This window comes from Limnothrix redekei LRLZ20PSL1, from assembly GCF_043235035.1.
Taxonomy (GTDB): Bacteria; Cyanobacteriota; Cyanobacteriia; order CACIAM-69d; family CACIAM-69d; genus CACIAM-69d.
This window is the reverse complement of the sequence record NZ_JAZAQF010000095.1, coordinates 50,163-65,379: the sequence shown is the minus strand read 5'-3', so window position 1 is coordinate 65,379 and position 15,217 is coordinate 50,163. Positions and strand designations below refer to the sequence as shown.

The window sequence follows — 15,217 nt, the reverse complement described above, 5'->3', positions numbered from 1 at the left end:
AACAGAAACTATAGAGGTGTTGGAACAATTAACGAGACTAGCAGCCCGACTAGTGGATTTACAGTGCCTGAGAAACTGGTTTACTAAGTGCTGTTATTGTACCTAGTGATTGCGGCAAGGGCTGTAGCACTTGAGATACTAACTGATGCTAGGCAACTGTCGAAAATATTGCTTGAGGTTAGCCAATGCGGGATCAGAAACTGACTGAAGATTTTCAGCATTCAAAGCATGATAATTCTTCTGTTGAGCTGCTTTCTGAATTTCTTCGATTGTTGGTAGCCGTAAATCAGGATTGAACATCAATATGGTCGCATCCTGAATCGCAGCTCGCGGCATTTTTTGTGTCCACGATTCATATAAAACTACTTCTGCGGGCACTGCTTCTAGATCGGGTGACTGAGCTTCATTTTCCAACTCAAGGGCTGGTGCTGAATTAGAGGGCAGTTCCAATAGTTCATCTTGGGAAAGCGTGGAAATCCAGTCTGCATGATCGATCCAGGACTGAATGACTTCCAAGTCAGCATTATAGATTCGCATCAATTCAGGCACTAGGAAAGCAACTTCTTCAGGGGTTGCCATATTCAACAGATCAATGGCAGCTTGGGCAATGTGCGATCGCAACTGCAAGAGGCGATCAACCACGGCCTTATATTGTCCGCGTAGTTGAAAGGTCAGGGCCAGCGCTTGTTCGATCGCCCAGCAACATTCGAGGCGACGCAAGCGAGCGGCTGCCGACAAATCCGAGAGCAATTGCGGATTTCGATAATCGGCCAAAGCATTTGAGAGCATCAATTCTGCATTAGAAAGTGTGCTGTTGCGAACTGCCAAATCATCGCAAGCCAAAGCTGTTTTGATCAGCCGATTAGCTTCACAAAACTGACCATAGGCCCGCACCAGCACAACACGGTGCTGCTCAAATTTGATATCTTCAGCGACTCGCTGAACGTGATCTTGAATTTCTTGGCTCTGAGTATTAACCAAATTTTCTAGATTGAGAAAGCCTTCTTTCATCTCCATTCCAAGCTGTTGCACTTCCTGCCTCAGCTTTATGGTCTGCCACAGATTCGCAGCCGAAAGGGCAACTCCAGCCACCACACCAACACCCAAGATGGCTTGGCTGGCCTGCAAGATACCCACGCTACTTTGTAAGCTGGCAATGCCTGATTTGATAATGTCGAGTTCGCGATAGGTCTTCTGAAAGCCCCGATGGGTTTGGGCTGCTTGGGCGGCTCCGACAGTTAAACCCAGTACGAGCTGGGCAGGAGCAAGCCAGGAAGCAGCACCCATTGATGTAGCTGCGCCAATAGCGTGGCCCACAAATTTCTTGGTGACGACATCACGGGCAAGTCCAATGAAATTCCCTGTAACAGAGTGACGAACGACTTCATAGGCTCCTGATGCTAGCCCTGCTTGGATCGCCGCTGGAAACACGAATGACATAACCATTGGAATGACCAACCTCAGGCAGAATGGGCGGTTAAGTTTTTTGATGCTTAGTCAAATATTTTGTATTTTTAATCACTTCTGTCAAGTGAGAATTTGAAAAATTTTGCTATACTCTAACAAGAAAGTGGCTAAATTGCGCTATCAATAAGAAATCAGTCGGCGCTAGTGTGCCGATCAAACAGTATCAGGAAGCCTAGATTAGAATTATGGCTAATGACAACTTGCAGTACCAAGAACTGACATCATTCAGAAACAGTCGCGACCAGTTGCTAAATGTTCTCAGGCAAATAAGAACACTGATTTCGGAACTTGTGCAGTGCAATTCTATTTCTGGAGTGTCACTGGATGAGTTATTGATTATCTCTCAAAACCTAGAGAATCTCAAATTTTATATATCTGTTACAGGTGAATCTAATGCGGGCAAGTCAACGCTGATCAATGCCTTGCTGGGAAAGTCCATTCAGCCAACGGACATTCTCCCGTGTAGTGGGACAGTTTCTAAAATCCAGTACGCAGAAACAGAACGAATCACTTGCTACTATGAAAATGGTGAAACAGAGATCTTGCATTCATATAGTGAATATAAATCAAAAACATCAATTAAATTTGATAAAACACCGAAAACATCCCCAATAATTAGGGAAGTAATTTTTGAGACTCCTAATCTAGAAATATGCCGCCAGGGAGGTGTGATCATTGACTCACCTGGACTGAACGAGCATCCTGAAAGAACAAAAATTACACAACAAATTCTTGAGAATGTGGATGCTGTGATTTTTGTCAGTGGTGCATCTCGTGTACTGTCTCAGTTAGAACTGCAAACATTGGCAAATTTGAGAAAGCATTTAAATATTGGAGATGAGAGCCGCCCAGCGCGATCATTGTTTGTTGTTTTTAATGCTATTGACTTCCTTGAAACTGAAGAGAAACGAAAAAGGTTTCGAGGTCGCGCTCAAGAGTTGCTTATGGAGAGTCATGGTAGCGCATCTCCTTTGCTGGGTGATCAAAATCGCATTCATTACATTTCAGCGGAGAAGTCACTAGAGGCAGCTCAAAAGAACATCTCTAACGAATATTCAGATGATTTTAATGTCTTCGTGAAGGCGCTAGAAAATTTCTTGGCAAATGAACGAGGACTGATTCAACTGACTTCAGCTCAAGCCCGATCACAACAATTTTGTGAATTGGCTCTAGAGCAAATTGAATCTGCTAATAGGGATATGCAAGAGCGCATATTCAAAATTCTCCAAACCAGGGCTTCTATGTTGGAAGAAATTGGAGAAATCAGTGGTCGTGTGGTTGTTTTTAACGAGTATGCTAATCAGCAGCGAGATGCGTTTATTCAGAGCTATCGACAGCTTTTTCAAGAATGGAAGAAAGACCTTAGGAAGCGTTTGAAGGTAGCATCAACTACCTGGAAGGATAAGCATGATCCCCTTTGGGATCGTGATGAAAAAATCAAGAGTTATGCCAAGCAGCTTGAATCAAGTTTCACTAAAGATTTGAAAAAGTGGCTTGAAACAACGCTCATCGTCAAGCACTTGGAACCAATGCTGATCAATCTCAATCAAGAGGCTGAAAAAACAATTCAGCTTATTGATGAGAGACTATCAGAACTAGGAAAACAAGCTCAGTTCTCTAACTTCAATATAGATTTTGACTTTCGTAATTCTGACTGGTCAAAGATCGACTACGAGATGGGAGCCTGGGGGTTTGGTGGGGGCGCTACAATCTCCCTAGGAGTCATATTAATAGGAGCTTTGGGCGCAGCCATTCTGATTCCTAGTATTACGATCGCGCCGATTGTTGCAGCCGTTGCTGCCCTTCTAGGTGGGGGTGGGCTTGTCAGCAGTGGTTTTGGAATTTTAGGGCAGCTTGATGAAGGCATTCGCAACGAGGTTTTTAAGGAAGGTTTCAAAAGTATTGAAAAAAAGATTCCAAGTGTGGCTAAAAAGCTAGAAGATGCCCTTCGAGAGGTGTTCGCCAAACAGATGTCGAGCGTCAATGCGAATGTTCAACACCGTATTTTGGCTCTAAATTCAGCGTTGGAGAACAATCAGGAGATCTCACCAGAAGCCTTGGAAGAGTGGCAGGCTAATTTGGCATGGCTAGAAGATCGGAGAGCAAAATTCCTGAAATTGCAAGAAAAGCTGAATAGTTTCTCCTATCAAGCCGACAGCTAATACTAATCAACCTTAAGCCACGCGATCGCCCCTAGGACTCAGTAGCTCAGGGGCGATCGCTATAATCGGTCTTATCCAGGCGATCGCCCGAGGCCAGCCATGACCCTCACGCAACCTCGATCCACCCCCGAGTCCACCTCATCACCCCCATGGACAGATGCCGCATTCATGGCCCTGCCCAACGACGGCCACCGCTATGAACTTGTCAATAATCAACTGATTGATATAGGAAATTCAGGTGCTTTACATGGCCACATTTGTAGCACCTTAATGATTTTATTGGGGAGTTATATTCGGAGCCAAAAACTGGGATTGCTCTTTGATTCCAGCACCGGCTTCAAGATGCAAAATGGCAACAGACGATCGCCCGATTTAGCCTTTTTTGTCAAAAACCGACTTCAAGGACTCACCACCCTACCCACCGGCTTTCTCGAAGGCGCACCCGACTTAGCCGTTGAGGTCTTGTCGCCAGGAAACACCGTCGAAGAAATTGACGGGAAAATCACGGAATATTTCGCTAATGGCACAAGGTTAATGTGGGTGATTAATCCACAGCAGCGCTATATTTTAGTTTATCGATCGCCCCAAGAACCCGATCGTCTGCTCAAAACAGCCGATCGCCTCGATGGTGAAGCGATCATTCCAGGTTTCAGCCTCCCGATCGCTGAACTATTTCAAGAACTTGATTTTTAATGGCTTTGGATAGCCACATTGTTTTGCATGATGCAGCATTTGTCCCAAGGGGTTTTGAATGCTTGGATGACCTGTCCGCGACAGTTTCAGCATCTCTATTTGGATTGTTTACTGTTGCCGGCCAATCCCCACCAACAGGAACGAATGGTTTGGGGAAGTCGATTCCATTGGCTGATGCAACAATCCATTCAGAATTGTGGAACGGGATCCAAACTCACTGAATTGGGGGCTGAATCGGCGGCCAAGATGTCCTTGGTTTTGCAGTCAGAAGAGGATGCGGAAGCCCAAGCGCTCCATCATGCGGTCGATCGCACTTGGGATAGCCTGCGCCAGTGGTGGGATCAATCGGGAGCCAGCGATTGGGAACTGGATGCGGAACATCGCCGCACTTGGGTGATGGGCGATCGCCTGCTCACTGTGGTGTATGACCTATTGGCAACCCGGCCCACGGAAGCGCAGATTTTTGATTGGAAAACTCACGCCCAACCCCTGTCGCGCGATCGACTGCAAGAGGACTGGCAAACCCGTTTGTATCTTTTTGTGTTGGCGGAAACGAGCCATTTACCGCCCGATCGCCTGGCCATGAGCTATTGGTTTGTCCGATCGCCGGCCGCTTCGACCGCTGCCAACGGGCCGGAGTTGGCTTGCGAAACGTTCGCATACAGCGCCGATTGGCACCAATCAACCCAGGCACAATTGCTGGAGATGGGCCAAGCGATTGATCAGGCGATCTCCGCCTATCACGGGGAGCAGGCGCTGCCGCAATTGCCGGCCCACAGCCCCGCCTGTCGATCGTGTTCCTTTGCCAGCCGTTGCGGCCGATCGCCCTCGGTGGCGGAATCGGCCGTGGCGGCTCTGCCCTGGACGCTGACGGAACCGCTCGATCGCCTGTGGGACGCGATCGAGGAAATCCCGATTTGAATTGGGCTTTTGAATTGGATTTTAGGATTAGCTTTTGGAATTAACTTTTGAAATTTTTTGAAATTTGCTGCCAACTGATCGGGCCTGAGTTGGGTCTCAGTTGGGTCTGATCTGTGCCTGGCCCCAATCTGCTCAGGGCCGTTGGCTGCGTCCCGATTTGACAGCCCGGGAGCCGCTCGATACGTTAGAAGAAAGGCTCGAAGCCTCAAACCCGCCGCCGGATCCTTGGTTTCGGCCCGGGGCATCAATGAAATTTGGGAAAATTTGGGAATTTAACATTTCCCCAAGCTTCCCCCCCCTATTTCCTTTAGCTGGTGTGAGTGGTTGCGTCCCATGGATGTGAAATTGATTTTGGCGGTATTGACCGGTTTGTTCACGGTGGCTTGCCTGTTTTTTGGCACGCGCAACGGGTTTTACGACACGGATAACTATCACGGCAACGGTTCGGCTCACTAACGAAGGGCGATCGGCCCAGTGGCGGCCGATCAATCAAGGAACCCAAACCTGTGACCGAGCTAGAGTGCTTGCCCTATGCCGTGGGCCATGGGGGCGAAGGGATGTGTCTGGTGGTGCGATTGGGAACCCATCGCGTCATGTTGGACTGTGGCTTGCGGAGCCTGTCGCCCCTCCTGGGTGAAGCGTGGGATCATCCAAACCCCATCCGACCGCGATCGGGCATGGTGGGTTGGGGCCGAATGCCGGCCGATTGGGTGGTTTGCAGCCATGCCCACCGCGACCATGCACGCGGGTTGCTGAAGCTCCATGAGCAGTTTCCCCATTTGCCGATTTTTGCCAGCGGCGAAACGGCCCAACTGTTGCCCACCAATTGGCTCGATCGCCCTCTGGAGTCGATTCCGCTGTTTTGCCAGGCCCTTCCTTGGCGATCGCCCGTGGCCTTGGCCGATGATTTGACGGTGGAGTTGTTGCCCGCTGGTCATTTGCCGGGAGCGGCCCTCACCCTGTTGCGATACCAGTCCCGGGCCGAATCCCGCAGCAATCGATCGCGCGAATATTGCGTGGCTTACAGCGGGGATTTTTTCCTGTCCAATGGCCGGTTGGTGGAAGGAATGCCCCTCACGGAGGTGCGCGGCCTTGCGCCGGATGTGTTGATCGTGGAGGGATCCTACGGGGTGGCCCGCCGATCGCGTCGTCGCCGCCAGGAAAATGACCTCGCGGATCAGGTTAGCCAAGCCCTGGCCCAGGGGCGATCAGTGCTGTTGCCCGTGCCGCTGTTGGGTCTGGGCCAAGAGTTGTTGATGCTGTTGCGCAGCCACCACTACTTCACGGGGCGTGAATTTACCATTTGGGTCGATCGCCAGGTGGCGGCCGGCTGTGATGCCTATTTGGCAATTCTCGATCGATTGCCGGAGTCGGTGCAGAATTTTGCCCGCCATCAAAACCTGTTTTGGGATGATCGGGTGCGGCCGCTGGTGCGGCGGCTGTCGAGCGATCAAAACGGGCCCGATTTGGCCCTGGAAGGCCCCTGCCTGCTGTTGGTGGATGATGATTTGCCCGTGGCCCAACTGTGCGATCGCTTCTGTCAGACGGGACGTTGGTTGGTGTCTGTGCAGGCGGCTGCGGGTGGCCGGTTGGAAGCCGAGCCTCTCCGCAGCCCTCATGAGGGCGATCGAATTCTTTACAGCACCTATGAACTGTCGGAACATTCGGACGGCTTGGGCACGCTGCAACTGATCCACAACATGCGCCCTCAGCATGTGGTGTTTGTCCATGGGGGCATTGATCATTTGTCGGGTTTGGCGGCCCTGGATGAACTCAACAGCCGCTACCAAATCCATTGCCCCAGTGCGGGTGCTGCTTTGGAGTTGCCGATCGGGGAAAGCTTTGCCCAACCGGCCGCCCCGATCGAACGATATGAAGGGGAAATTAGCACCGGAGAGGGAGCCGCCACGGTGCATCTGCCTGATGCGATCGTCCATAGTCCCCGCTGGAAAGCCTTTGCGGAAACGGGGCTGGTGGAAGTGCGCTGGCAGGGATCGGATTTGGTGTTGCGAGGCATGTCCCCTCGGGAAGTGCTCGATCGCAACACCGCCTGGCCCGACACACCGGACTTGATCTGTTGCCAAACTTGCCAATTTTATCGGGGGCAACATTGCCGAAATCCCGCCTCTCCCCTGGCCGATCGGCGCGTGGCTCCCGATGGTTGTTGTCCGGTCTATGCCAGCAACAGCGATCGACAGCCTACCTAAACACAGCCCACCTCAACAACGTTTGAGCTGGGCTAGGGGTCGGCATTTCAGTTAGTTCAAGCTCATGGTGATCAGCCCCTGTTGCCCCAGCAGCACTTCACGCAACAAGCTCACCAACCCAACCCAAATGATCGGGCTGATGTCCACACCGCCGATCGGGGGGACGATCGCGCGGGTCACCTTCAAAAAGGGTTCCGTCGGAGCCACCGCCAACTTAAAGGGCAACTTTTGGGCATCCACCTGGGGATACCAAGTCAGCACAATTCGGACAATGAACAACAAAATGAACAGACCCAACAGCAGGCTCAGGGCCCACGATCCAATCACAACGGTACTCATGCCGAACTTGGGGTAGAAATTGAGAAGGGCGGGCGATCGGCCTCGGGGGAATGGCTAGCGCAAAATCTGGCTCAGAGGGCAGCGCCCGGCCCAGATGCCACCCAACCCCGCTCGGAGATATCAGCCGCAGCACGGATGATCGTAAAGCTTGACGGATCATTCTGGGAAATTCTCAATTCCGTTGGGGCGACAGAGCGTCGATCGGGCGATAAAATACAACCCTAGAGCCAATTGTGCGTTTTCAATCCGAGGATAACTATGACTGCTTCTTTGGCGAATTTCCTGTGGAGCCTGCTCTTGGGAGCCGTAATTGTGGTGCTGCCGATTACCGTTGGCTTGATCGTCATCAGCCAGAATGACAAGGTAAAACGCACTTTCTAAGGTTGCTTGTCGTGCCGCTCAACCCCTGCGGTTGGGATAGCCTCGGCGCGATCGCCCGCAAAGGACGGCGGTTCCGGTAACCCCATCGGAGCCGCCGTTCGTCGTTAGAATAAACCCGTAACGTTCTTGAGGGACGATGGTTAACGTTGGCTTTAGCTGGGGCAGCCTCATCGGCATCATCCTCGCGGTGGCGGGCGCTGCACTCTATTTCATTCGATCGTACAAGCCAGGACTGGCCCGCGATTACGACATCTTTTTCGCGGCGGTGGGTCTGCTGTGCGGTGGCATTCTGTTTTTTAATAGCTGGCGGCTGGATCCGATTCTGCAATTCAGCCAATTCCTGTTGGCAGGGTCAGCCATCTTTTTCGCTTACGAAAGTATTCGGCTGCGGAACGTGACCACGGAGCAGGCCAAGCGCACTGCGCCCCTGGTGGATGACGATCGGCCCGTGAGTCGGGTGTATCGAGCGGAACTGGATGACATGGAGCCGATCGAACGCCAGCCTTACAATCGCCGGATTCGGGGCAGCGACGACAGCCGCGACAGCCGCGCCGCCGAGGAATATGGCAGCCGATCGCGCGATGGCCGTGAAGTCCGCGACAGCCGCGATAGTCGCGATGGTGGGTATGATGCGCCGCCGCGCCGCCGACCGCCGACCCAACGCCCCCCACGCGATGACCGCGATTCCTTTGGCGGCCCCAGTGCCGGAACCAGCCCCGATGGTGGTGGCGTTCCTCGCAAGCGTCGGCCCGCCCAGCGCCCACCCAACCGCCCCGAAACGGGAGCCGATTGGAGCGAGCCGCCCGTGAGCCGATCGAGCCGTCGCCCCACTGTTGACTCCACGCGAGTTGACTCCACGCGAGTTGACCCCACCCGATCGGAGGAATCTTGGGGGGAAGATCGCTGGGAGCAGCCCGATCGATCCCCTCGCAGTCGGCGCGATCGACCCAGCGGCCCCGAGGATCGCGCTCCCACTCGCAAGCGTCGTTCTGGCGCGGCTCCCTTGGCCGATGAGCCACCGGTCAGCCGCACCAACTATGTTGACGAGCCTCCCGCCCGCAAAAGCAGCTACAGCGATAGCTATGCCGCAGAGGTGGAACCCGCCGATAGCTACGTGTCCTATCAACCGATCGACCCGGAACCCACCGAAGAAGATTGGGATCGCTACGCCGACCAGGCCAGCAGTCGTCCGCCCCTGGATCTGAGTCCCAAGGACGAGGAAGGTGATGGCTCCCTGGGCAGCAGCCGTGACTCGGAAGCCCGTTTTTCCGACGGTAATGGCAGCGATCGCTACGAAGACGACTTCGATCGCCCCGTTAAGTTTGAACGCTAACCTCCAGCGAAACTTCCCCTAAACGCCCTTGTCCGTTTTGCGATCGTCCCTCAGATTGGGTCAACGGGCCCTAAGCCGGAGCGCGGTTGTTCTCAGCACAGCCGCGCTCCTGGTTGCTTGTGGCAACGGAGCCAACCTCAACGTTCCCCTCACCCTCAATTCCCGCTATGCCGATGAGCAGCCCAGTCTCAGCGGCGATGGGCGGATGTTGGCCTTTGTTTCCAACCGAGGGGGCAACCGCCAGATTTTGCTATTTGACTTGCAGCAGCGCCGCTTCATTGAGCTGCCTCGGTTAAACCGCCGAGACGCGATCGCCGAGCAACCCAGCCTCAGCCAAACCGGTCGCTATTTGGTTTATCTGGCCAGCGACTACGCCCGCCCGGAAGTTGAGCTATACGATCGGGCGACGGGCCAGGTTCAAGTGCTCACCCAGGGCTATCGCGGTTGGGTGCGATCGCCCCGCATCAGTCCCGATGGTCGCTTTATTGTGTTTGAAAGCGGGGCCCGAGGCCAGTGGGATATTGAAGTGCTCGATCGGGGAACCAACATCGAACTGGATTTGCCAGAAGGACAACCCCAACCCAGCACGAAACCCTAGCACTTCTCAGCTCTCAACCCTACAGGCTGGGGTCTGAGATTCTGGTTAAAGATTCTGGCTAAAGATTTTGGTTAAAGATTTTGGTTAAAGTTTTGGATTGAAGACCCTGGTTGAAGAGTTGGGTTGAAGATTCTGGTTGAAAATTTGGAGAGAAACGCTTGGGTGAAGCTCTGGGCTGAAATGGGTTTCTAGGCCCGGGTTTGCTGGCGTTGAATTTCGTACAACAGGAGCGCCGCCGTCACCGACACATTCAGGGACTCAACCCCCGGCGCAAGGGGAATGCGCACAGCCGTATCCGCCTCAGCAATTAGCTCCGGAGAAAGACCCGCGCCCTCGTTGCCCAACAACACCATCACAGGCGATCGCAAATCCGCCTCCCAATAGCTGAGGTCGGCCGTGGGTACTGTAGCCACAATCTTGAAACCCTGTTGCTTCAGGTCGCGCACAGTCGATCGCAAATCTTCCGCCACCTGCATCGGCATTCGGAACCACTGACCCGCCGTGGAGCGCAACACCTTGGGATGATCCAGATCAACGCTGTCGTCACTTAACCAAATTTGGTCACAACTGGCCGCCGCCGCCGCCCGCACGATCGTGCCCAGGTTCCCGGGATCCTGAAGCCGTTCCAAGCCCAAAGCAATCTGGAGTGATCGCTGAGGGGCGATCGGGCAACGTTGGGCCACCGCTACCACCCCGTCGGGGTTCACCGTGGTGGCAATCGCTTGGAGCACTGGCTCGGCCACCAGCTCGATCGGGGCGTGGGCCGCCGCCCGCGCAAAATCCGCTGGATATTTTTCTTGCCAAGTGGGTGTGCAACAAACAAAATCGAGGGAATAACCCACTGCAATTGCTTCTTGCAACAGATGAGTTCCCTCGATTAAGAATTGATTTTCTTCGCGTCTTCCCTTGGCTTGATGAAGCTTTTTAAGCTGCTTAACCAGTGAATTTTTGACGCTTGTAATCATGTTGGCGTTTAAAATGCGGAACCCGGGACTTGAACCCGGAAGTCCTTGCGAACACAAGAACCTGAATCTTGCGCGTCTACCAATTCCGCCAGTTCCGCTTGCGCGGAATCAATATTAGCACTTTCAGTCTGGAGCGCAACCCCTTTTAGAAATTTTTTTTGGATTTTTTTGAGCAGCATTAAAAAAGTGGGATCCACGAAGATCGGATTGCGAGCGATCGCCCATCATGTTTGCTCCCGTTCAAGCACCCACTCAGGCGCTAGTTATCCCCCCCTCCGAAGGGAATTGACAATTCATTAGACTCACCCCGCCCGATCGCGCTGGCTGGGGTTCAGCTTGCTGGGAAAGCGCCGAAACCGGAATTGACCGATCGCCCCCCATACGTGGGTTTCAGGATCTGGAGAACATTGCCAGGGAAGTTGAGTTGTGTAGAATCTAAACGAAATTTGCATTCTCGCAACATTTCAGCTTGGCGCGCGTTTTTGGAGGACCACGGCCATAGTTTCCCCGTCTAGCACTTCCCCCCTCTCTGCTTCCCGCGAAGCGGATGAACCCATCCTAGAAATCTTGGGTGGTCAGCCACTCAGCGGCCATGTCTCAGTCAGTGGAGCCAAAAACTCCGCCCTCGTACTGTTGGCGGCCACGGTACTGTGCTCCGGAGAATGCCGAATCCGTAACGTGCCCTTGCTGGTGGATGTGGCGCGGATGGGTCAGGTGTTGGAAGCGCTGGGGCTGAAAACCCGCTGCCTGGGCGACACATGGGAAATTGACGCACGCCACATCAACCGCGCCGAAGCTCCCTATGAGTTGGTGAGCCAACTGCGGGCTAGCTTCTTTGCCATTGGGGCCCTGTTGGCCCGGATGGGCGAGGCCCGGTTCCCCCTGCCCGGCGGCTGCGCGATCGGGGCGCGGCCCGTGGAACTCCATGTACGGGGTCTCCAGGCCATGGGGGCCGATGTGCATATTGACAGCGGGATTGTATTCGCCAGCATTCGCGGTAAGTCGCGCCTCACGGGGGCCCGCATTTATCTGGACTATCCCAGCGTGGGAGCCACGGAAACCTTGATGATGGCGGCCACCCTCGCGGAAGGGGAAACCATTCTGGAAAATGCGGCGCGGGAGCCGGAAATTATTGATTTGGCGAATTTCTGCAACGCGATGGGGGCGAAGGTTCGCGGTGCAGGAACGGACACGGTGGTGATTGAGGGCGTGGAAAAGCTCCATTCCACCGAACATTCCGTCATTCCCGATCGAATCGAAGCAGGAACGTTTTTGGTGGCGGCAGCGGCCACACGCTCAGACCTGTTGGTGGGGCCAGTGATTCCCGACCACATGAGCGCCACTTTGGCCAAGCTAGAGGCGATCGGGGTGCAAACGGCGATCGAGGGAACCAGTATTCGCGTTTTTCCCGGCCAAGGTCTGTTTGCAACGGATTTGGAAACCCTGCCGTTCCCCGGTTTTCCCACGGATATGCAAGCCCAATTCATGGCCCTGCTCACCCTCTGCGAAGGCAGCAGCACCATTACCGAAACGGTGTTTGAAAACCGTCTGCGCCATGTGGCAGAGCTGAATCGCATGGGGGCCAACATTCGGGTCAAAGACCGGGTGGCGATCGTCAAGGGAGTGCCGTTCTTGTCCGGTGCGCCGGTCACCGCTTCGGATTTGCGGGCGGGGGCAGCCCTGGTGGTGGCGGGCTTGGCGGCCCGGGGCAAAACCACCATCCGCGGCCTGCATCACCTCGATCGGGGCTATGAAAACATTGAGAACAAACTTCGCTCGATCGGGGCCAACATCCAGCGCCTGAATGATTTTGCAGAGGGCGCAGTGCCCGCAGCCGTGAGCTAAACTCAAGCCAGAGCCAGGCCCCCGCGGCCCGTCCTCCAAATCCTCCCTTTTCCAACACAATGGCTGACGGTTCCGAGCATTCCACCTCCCCAGCGCCCCTGCGGCTGTTGGGGCTGCGCGCCAACCAATTTCGACATCCCCTCGATTTGGCAGCAACCCAAGCGCTCGATCGCTGGCCGGGTCTGGATCTGCTGGTGCGCAATCTGGTGGGACCGATCGCGGAGGAGGTGATGTATCTCGAAAACATCGCCGCCAGCCTGTTGGTGGGGCCCCACCAACTGCCCCACCTGCACCACCTGTTGCAAGAGGCAGCCCAACGGCTAGATCTGGAAGCACCGCAGCTTTACGTGCGCCAACACCCGGTTCCCAACGCCTACACCTTTGCGATGCGAGGGCGGCGGCCCTTCGTGGTCATTCACTCGGCCCTGCTGGACTTGCTCACCCCCCTGGAAACCCAGGCGGTGATTGCCCACGAGCTGGGGCATCTCAAATGTGAACATAGCCTCTATCTGACCCTGGCTAACGTGCTGGTGTTGGCGGCGGGACAAGTGCCCGAGTGGGGACGGTGGTTCGCCCAGGGCTTGCAGGAGCGGCTGCTGGAGTGGTCTCGTTGTGCAGAATTCACCTGCGATCGAGCGGCCCTGTTGGCCGTGCAAGATCCTACGGTGGTGGCTTCGGTGTTGATGAAATTGGCGGGTGGCTCGCCTAATCTTGCACCCCTGTTGAATGTCGAAGCATTCCTGGCCCAGGCCCGGGCCTATGACGCGATCGACCAATCTCAACTGGGAGCCGCCCTCAAACGCGCTCGCACCGCAACTTTGACCCATCCCGTTCCCGTGTTACGGGCCCGTGAAATTGATCGTTGGGCCCACAGCCGAGAATATCGAGATTTGTTGCACCATTTTTCAAAAAATCCGCTATAATTGCAGAGCGCTACGGGCAAGTGGCGGAACGGTAGACGCACCGCACTCAAAATGCGGCGGAGAAATCCATGAGAGTTCGAATCTCTCCTTGCCCACTTTTGATTCATCAAATTAAAAATCAATCAAGTTAAAAATCAATCGAATTAAACGCTCGATTGATCAGATCACCCAACTGATCAACAAATTCGTGATTAACAAATTCGTGATTAATTAAGATTGAATTAAGCAAGATCGAATGAAGCTCGGGTTGATTCAACCCAGGAAGCTTCCTAAATCAACATTTCGATCCATATTTTTGATCCATATTTTTGATCTGTAACTTCGATCTGTAACCCAGAATCTCTATCCGCTATTTCTGAAGCTGAGTCACCAAGTGAACTAGCTCCGGCAGAATCAGAGAATCTAGGGCAAGGCTAACCGCATTGCTCGATCCGGGCATCGAAAACACCAACTTTCCTTGACAAACCCCAGCGATCGCCCGGGAAGCCATGGCCCGTGAGCCAACCTCTGCAAAGCTCAGTTGCCGGAGCAGTTCACCAAATCCGGGCAAAGTCTTGTCGAGCAACCGGGCGATCGCGTCGTAGGTTGTGTCCCGAGGCGCAATGCCCGTGCCCCCATTCAGCAGCAGGGCATCAATATCCGGGTTTTGGCACAGTTGCAACACTGTTTCTGCAATCAGCGCCGGTTCATCCTTCAAAATCTGGTAGGTCACGATCGAGTGGCCCGCCCAGGTCAGGCGATCGCGAATCAGTTGCCCACTGCGATCGGTCTCAAAATTGCGCGTATCACTGACGGTGATTACCGCACAACGCACCTGAAGAGACTCGCGATCGGGATGGGGCCCCTCCAGGGACTGTGGCTGACTCATGGGCGATCACCCCCTCGGGCATGGTTCTGGGATGGTGGAATGGTCGGGCGCTGAGTGGCTAGGCGCAATTGAGTAGCTAATTGAGTAGTTGGGCGATCGCTAGCTGTCAGCCTTCGTGAAGCCCAAGCCGTTCGCTTCAGCGTAGCGATTCATAAACCGCATGAACCGTTCCCAATCGTTCTCCGAGGTCATGACGTAGTAGGCTTCAATGCCCGACGGCTGACCGTTAATAAACTTGCCTTTCACATCACGGGTCATCAACTCACCCTCTTCGTCGATCAGGTACATGCCGGTGATTTCTTGATCGGCGGATGCAGCCAACGTTTTAGGGTTATCAAAGATAAAGATGGCGCGGCCGTTGCTCCCATCACGCGATCGTGTCAAGCGAACATCAGGTACCACCTCTTCGTTAATGCCTCGGATGAATTGAATGACTGCCATATTGTTAAAACTGGTAGTTGAAGCGTGATGAACCGCCAAAAAGCGTCGTTCGATCATCGCACAAAACCTCCACC

General features: G+C 54.0%; 15 protein-coding genes, 2 tRNA genes and 1 pseudogene. 12 read left to right on the top strand and 6 right to left on the bottom strand.

What is annotated here, in order from left to right; all coding sequences use genetic code 11:
- Nucleotides 1-106: pseudogene (locus VPK24_RS18705) on the top strand (IS630-like element ISAtsp7 family transposase); the annotation flags it as partial.
- 32 nt (nucleotides 107-138) lie between these two features.
- Here the strand turns inward: VPK24_RS18705 and VPK24_RS18700 are convergent.
- Nucleotides 139-1,440 carry a hypothetical protein gene (locus tag VPK24_RS18700; protein ID WP_393015639.1) on the bottom strand — a complete coding sequence of 434 codons (1,302 nt, stop codon included), beginning with the start codon at nucleotides 1,438-1,440 and terminating at the stop codon, nucleotides 139-141.
- A 212-nt stretch (nucleotides 1,441-1,652) separates the two neighbouring features.
- Here VPK24_RS18700 and VPK24_RS18695 point away from each other — a divergent pair, with 212 nt between their 5' ends.
- The 5 genes from VPK24_RS18695 to VPK24_RS18675 all read left to right on the top strand — a co-directional run bounded on the left by VPK24_RS18695 (nucleotide 1,653) and on the right by VPK24_RS18675 (nucleotide 7,450).
- Nucleotides 1,653-3,629 (top strand): dynamin family protein, encoded by a 1,977-nt coding sequence (locus tag VPK24_RS18695; protein WP_393015637.1) that lies wholly within the window; start codon nucleotides 1,653-1,655, stop codon nucleotides 3,627-3,629.
- Nucleotides 3,630-3,728: 99 nt separating this feature from the next.
- Nucleotides 3,729-4,322, top strand: coding sequence for a Uma2 family endonuclease (locus VPK24_RS18690; RefSeq protein WP_393015635.1), 594 nt, complete (start codon nucleotides 3,729-3,731; stop codon nucleotides 4,320-4,322).
- A gap of 27 nt (nucleotides 4,323-4,349) precedes the next feature.
- Nucleotides 4,350-5,243 (top strand): PD-(D/E)XK nuclease family protein, encoded by an 894-nt coding sequence (locus VPK24_RS18685; protein WP_393015633.1) that lies wholly within the window; start codon nucleotides 4,350-4,352, stop codon nucleotides 5,241-5,243.
- Between the two features lie 333 nt (nucleotides 5,244-5,576).
- The gene (locus tag VPK24_RS18680) at nucleotides 5,577-5,699 is read left to right on the top strand and encodes a hypothetical protein (protein ID WP_099533167.1); all 123 of its coding nucleotides are present in this window, start codon (nucleotides 5,577-5,579) and stop codon (nucleotides 5,697-5,699) included.
- Between the two features lie 50 nt (nucleotides 5,700-5,749).
- Nucleotides 5,750-7,450: an MBL fold metallo-hydrolase gene (locus VPK24_RS18675; protein ID WP_347278310.1), complete on the top strand. Its 1,701-nt coding sequence runs from the start codon at nucleotides 5,750-5,752 to the stop codon at nucleotides 7,448-7,450.
- Nucleotides 7,451-7,501: 51 nt separating this feature from the next.
- Here VPK24_RS18675 and VPK24_RS18670 read toward each other — a convergent pair whose 3' ends face one another.
- Complete coding sequence (locus VPK24_RS18670) at nucleotides 7,502-7,789, bottom strand: YggT family protein (RefSeq protein ID WP_099533166.1); 288 nt, start codon at nucleotides 7,787-7,789, stop codon at nucleotides 7,502-7,504.
- Between the two features lie 258 nt (nucleotides 7,790-8,047).
- On the opposite strand from VPK24_RS18670, the gene psbX reads away from it, so the two are divergent.
- The 3 genes from psbX to VPK24_RS18655 all read left to right on the top strand — a co-directional run bounded on the left by psbX (nucleotide 8,048) and on the right by VPK24_RS18655 (nucleotide 10,101).
- Complete coding sequence (gene psbX / locus VPK24_RS18665; protein ID WP_099533165.1) at nucleotides 8,048-8,170, top strand: photosystem II reaction center X protein; 123 nt, start codon at nucleotides 8,048-8,050, stop codon at nucleotides 8,168-8,170.
- Between the two features lie 136 nt (nucleotides 8,171-8,306).
- Nucleotides 8,307-9,503, top strand: a complete 1,197-nt coding sequence (locus VPK24_RS18660; RefSeq protein WP_393015630.1) for a Ycf66 family protein — start codon at nucleotides 8,307-8,309, stop codon at nucleotides 9,501-9,503.
- Between the two features lie 28 nt (nucleotides 9,504-9,531).
- Nucleotides 9,532-10,101 carry a biopolymer transporter Tol gene (locus tag VPK24_RS18655; protein ID WP_393015628.1) on the top strand — a complete coding sequence of 190 codons (570 nt, stop codon included), beginning with the start codon at nucleotides 9,532-9,534 and terminating at the stop codon, nucleotides 10,099-10,101.
- A gap of 188 nt (nucleotides 10,102-10,289) precedes the next feature.
- On the opposite strand, the gene VPK24_RS18650 is transcribed toward VPK24_RS18655, so the two are convergent.
- On the bottom strand, nucleotides 10,290-11,066 hold the full coding sequence (locus VPK24_RS18650; protein ID WP_393015626.1) for a TrmH family RNA methyltransferase: 777 nt from the start codon (nucleotides 11,064-11,066) through the stop codon (nucleotides 10,290-10,292).
- Between the two features lie 14 nt (nucleotides 11,067-11,080).
- Nucleotides 11,081-11,164 (bottom strand) — tRNA-Leu (locus tag VPK24_RS18645).
- Between the two features lie 400 nt (nucleotides 11,165-11,564).
- Here VPK24_RS18645 and murA point away from each other — a divergent pair.
- From murA to VPK24_RS18630, 3 genes are all read left to right on the top strand, one after another.
- The gene (gene murA, locus VPK24_RS18640; RefSeq protein ID WP_393015643.1) at nucleotides 11,565-12,911 is read left to right on the top strand and encodes a UDP-N-acetylglucosamine 1-carboxyvinyltransferase; all 1,347 of its coding nucleotides are present in this window, start codon (nucleotides 11,565-11,567) and stop codon (nucleotides 12,909-12,911) included.
- 59 nt (nucleotides 12,912-12,970) lie between these two features.
- A complete protein-coding gene (locus VPK24_RS18635) occupies nucleotides 12,971-13,834 on the top strand; it encodes a M48 family metallopeptidase (protein WP_393015624.1) in 864 nt (287 codons plus the stop codon).
- Nucleotides 13,835-13,848: 14 nt separating this feature from the next.
- Nucleotides 13,849-13,929, top strand: a tRNA-Leu gene (locus tag VPK24_RS18630).
- 254 nt (nucleotides 13,930-14,183) lie between these two features.
- Here the strand turns inward: VPK24_RS18630 and VPK24_RS18625 are convergent.
- The gene (locus VPK24_RS18625; RefSeq protein WP_393015622.1) at nucleotides 14,184-14,702 is read right to left on the bottom strand and encodes a MogA/MoaB family molybdenum cofactor biosynthesis protein; all 519 of its coding nucleotides are present in this window, start codon (nucleotides 14,700-14,702) and stop codon (nucleotides 14,184-14,186) included.
- Between the two features lie 99 nt (nucleotides 14,703-14,801).
- Entirely contained in the window at nucleotides 14,802-15,143 is a 342-nt protein-coding gene (gene psb28, locus VPK24_RS18620) for a photosystem II reaction center protein Psb28 (protein ID WP_393015642.1), read from the bottom strand.
- Nucleotides 15,144-15,217 lie beyond the last annotated feature (74 nt).

Bases quoted from the DNA above. Each gene is read 5' to 3' on its own strand.
- VPK24_RS18625 (WP_393015622.1), bottom strand. From the start codon at position 14,702: ATGAGTCAGCCACAGTCCCTGGAGGGGCCCCATCCCGATCGCGAGTCT.
- VPK24_RS18700 (WP_393015639.1), bottom strand. From the start codon at position 1,440: ATGTCATTCGTGTTTCCAGCGGCGATCCAAGCAGGGCTAGCATCAGGA.
- VPK24_RS18635 (WP_393015624.1), top strand. From the start codon at position 12,971: ATGGCTGACGGTTCCGAGCATTCCACCTCCCCAGCGCCCCTGCGGCTG.
- VPK24_RS18695 (WP_393015637.1), top strand. From the start codon at position 1,653: ATGGCTAATGACAACTTGCAGTACCAAGAACTGACATCATTCAGAAAC.
- VPK24_RS18680 (WP_099533167.1), top strand. From the start codon at position 5,577: ATGGATGTGAAATTGATTTTGGCGGTATTGACCGGTTTGTTCACGGTG.
- psb28 (WP_393015642.1), bottom strand. From the start codon at position 15,143: ATGGCAGTCATTCAATTCATCCGAGGCATTAACGAAGAGGTGGTACCT.
- VPK24_RS18650 (WP_393015626.1), bottom strand. From the start codon at position 11,066: ATGATTACAAGCGTCAAAAATTCACTGGTTAAGCAGCTTAAAAAGCTT.
- VPK24_RS18670 (WP_099533166.1), bottom strand. From the start codon at position 7,789: ATGAGTACCGTTGTGATTGGATCGTGGGCCCTGAGCCTGCTGTTGGGT.
- psbX (WP_099533165.1), top strand. From the start codon at position 8,048: ATGACTGCTTCTTTGGCGAATTTCCTGTGGAGCCTGCTCTTGGGAGCC.
- VPK24_RS18690 (WP_393015635.1), top strand. From the start codon at position 3,729: ATGACCCTCACGCAACCTCGATCCACCCCCGAGTCCACCTCATCACCC.
- VPK24_RS18685 (WP_393015633.1), top strand. From the start codon at position 4,350: ATGATGCAGCATTTGTCCCAAGGGGTTTTGAATGCTTGGATGACCTGT.
- VPK24_RS18660 (WP_393015630.1), top strand. From the start codon at position 8,307: ATGGTTAACGTTGGCTTTAGCTGGGGCAGCCTCATCGGCATCATCCTC.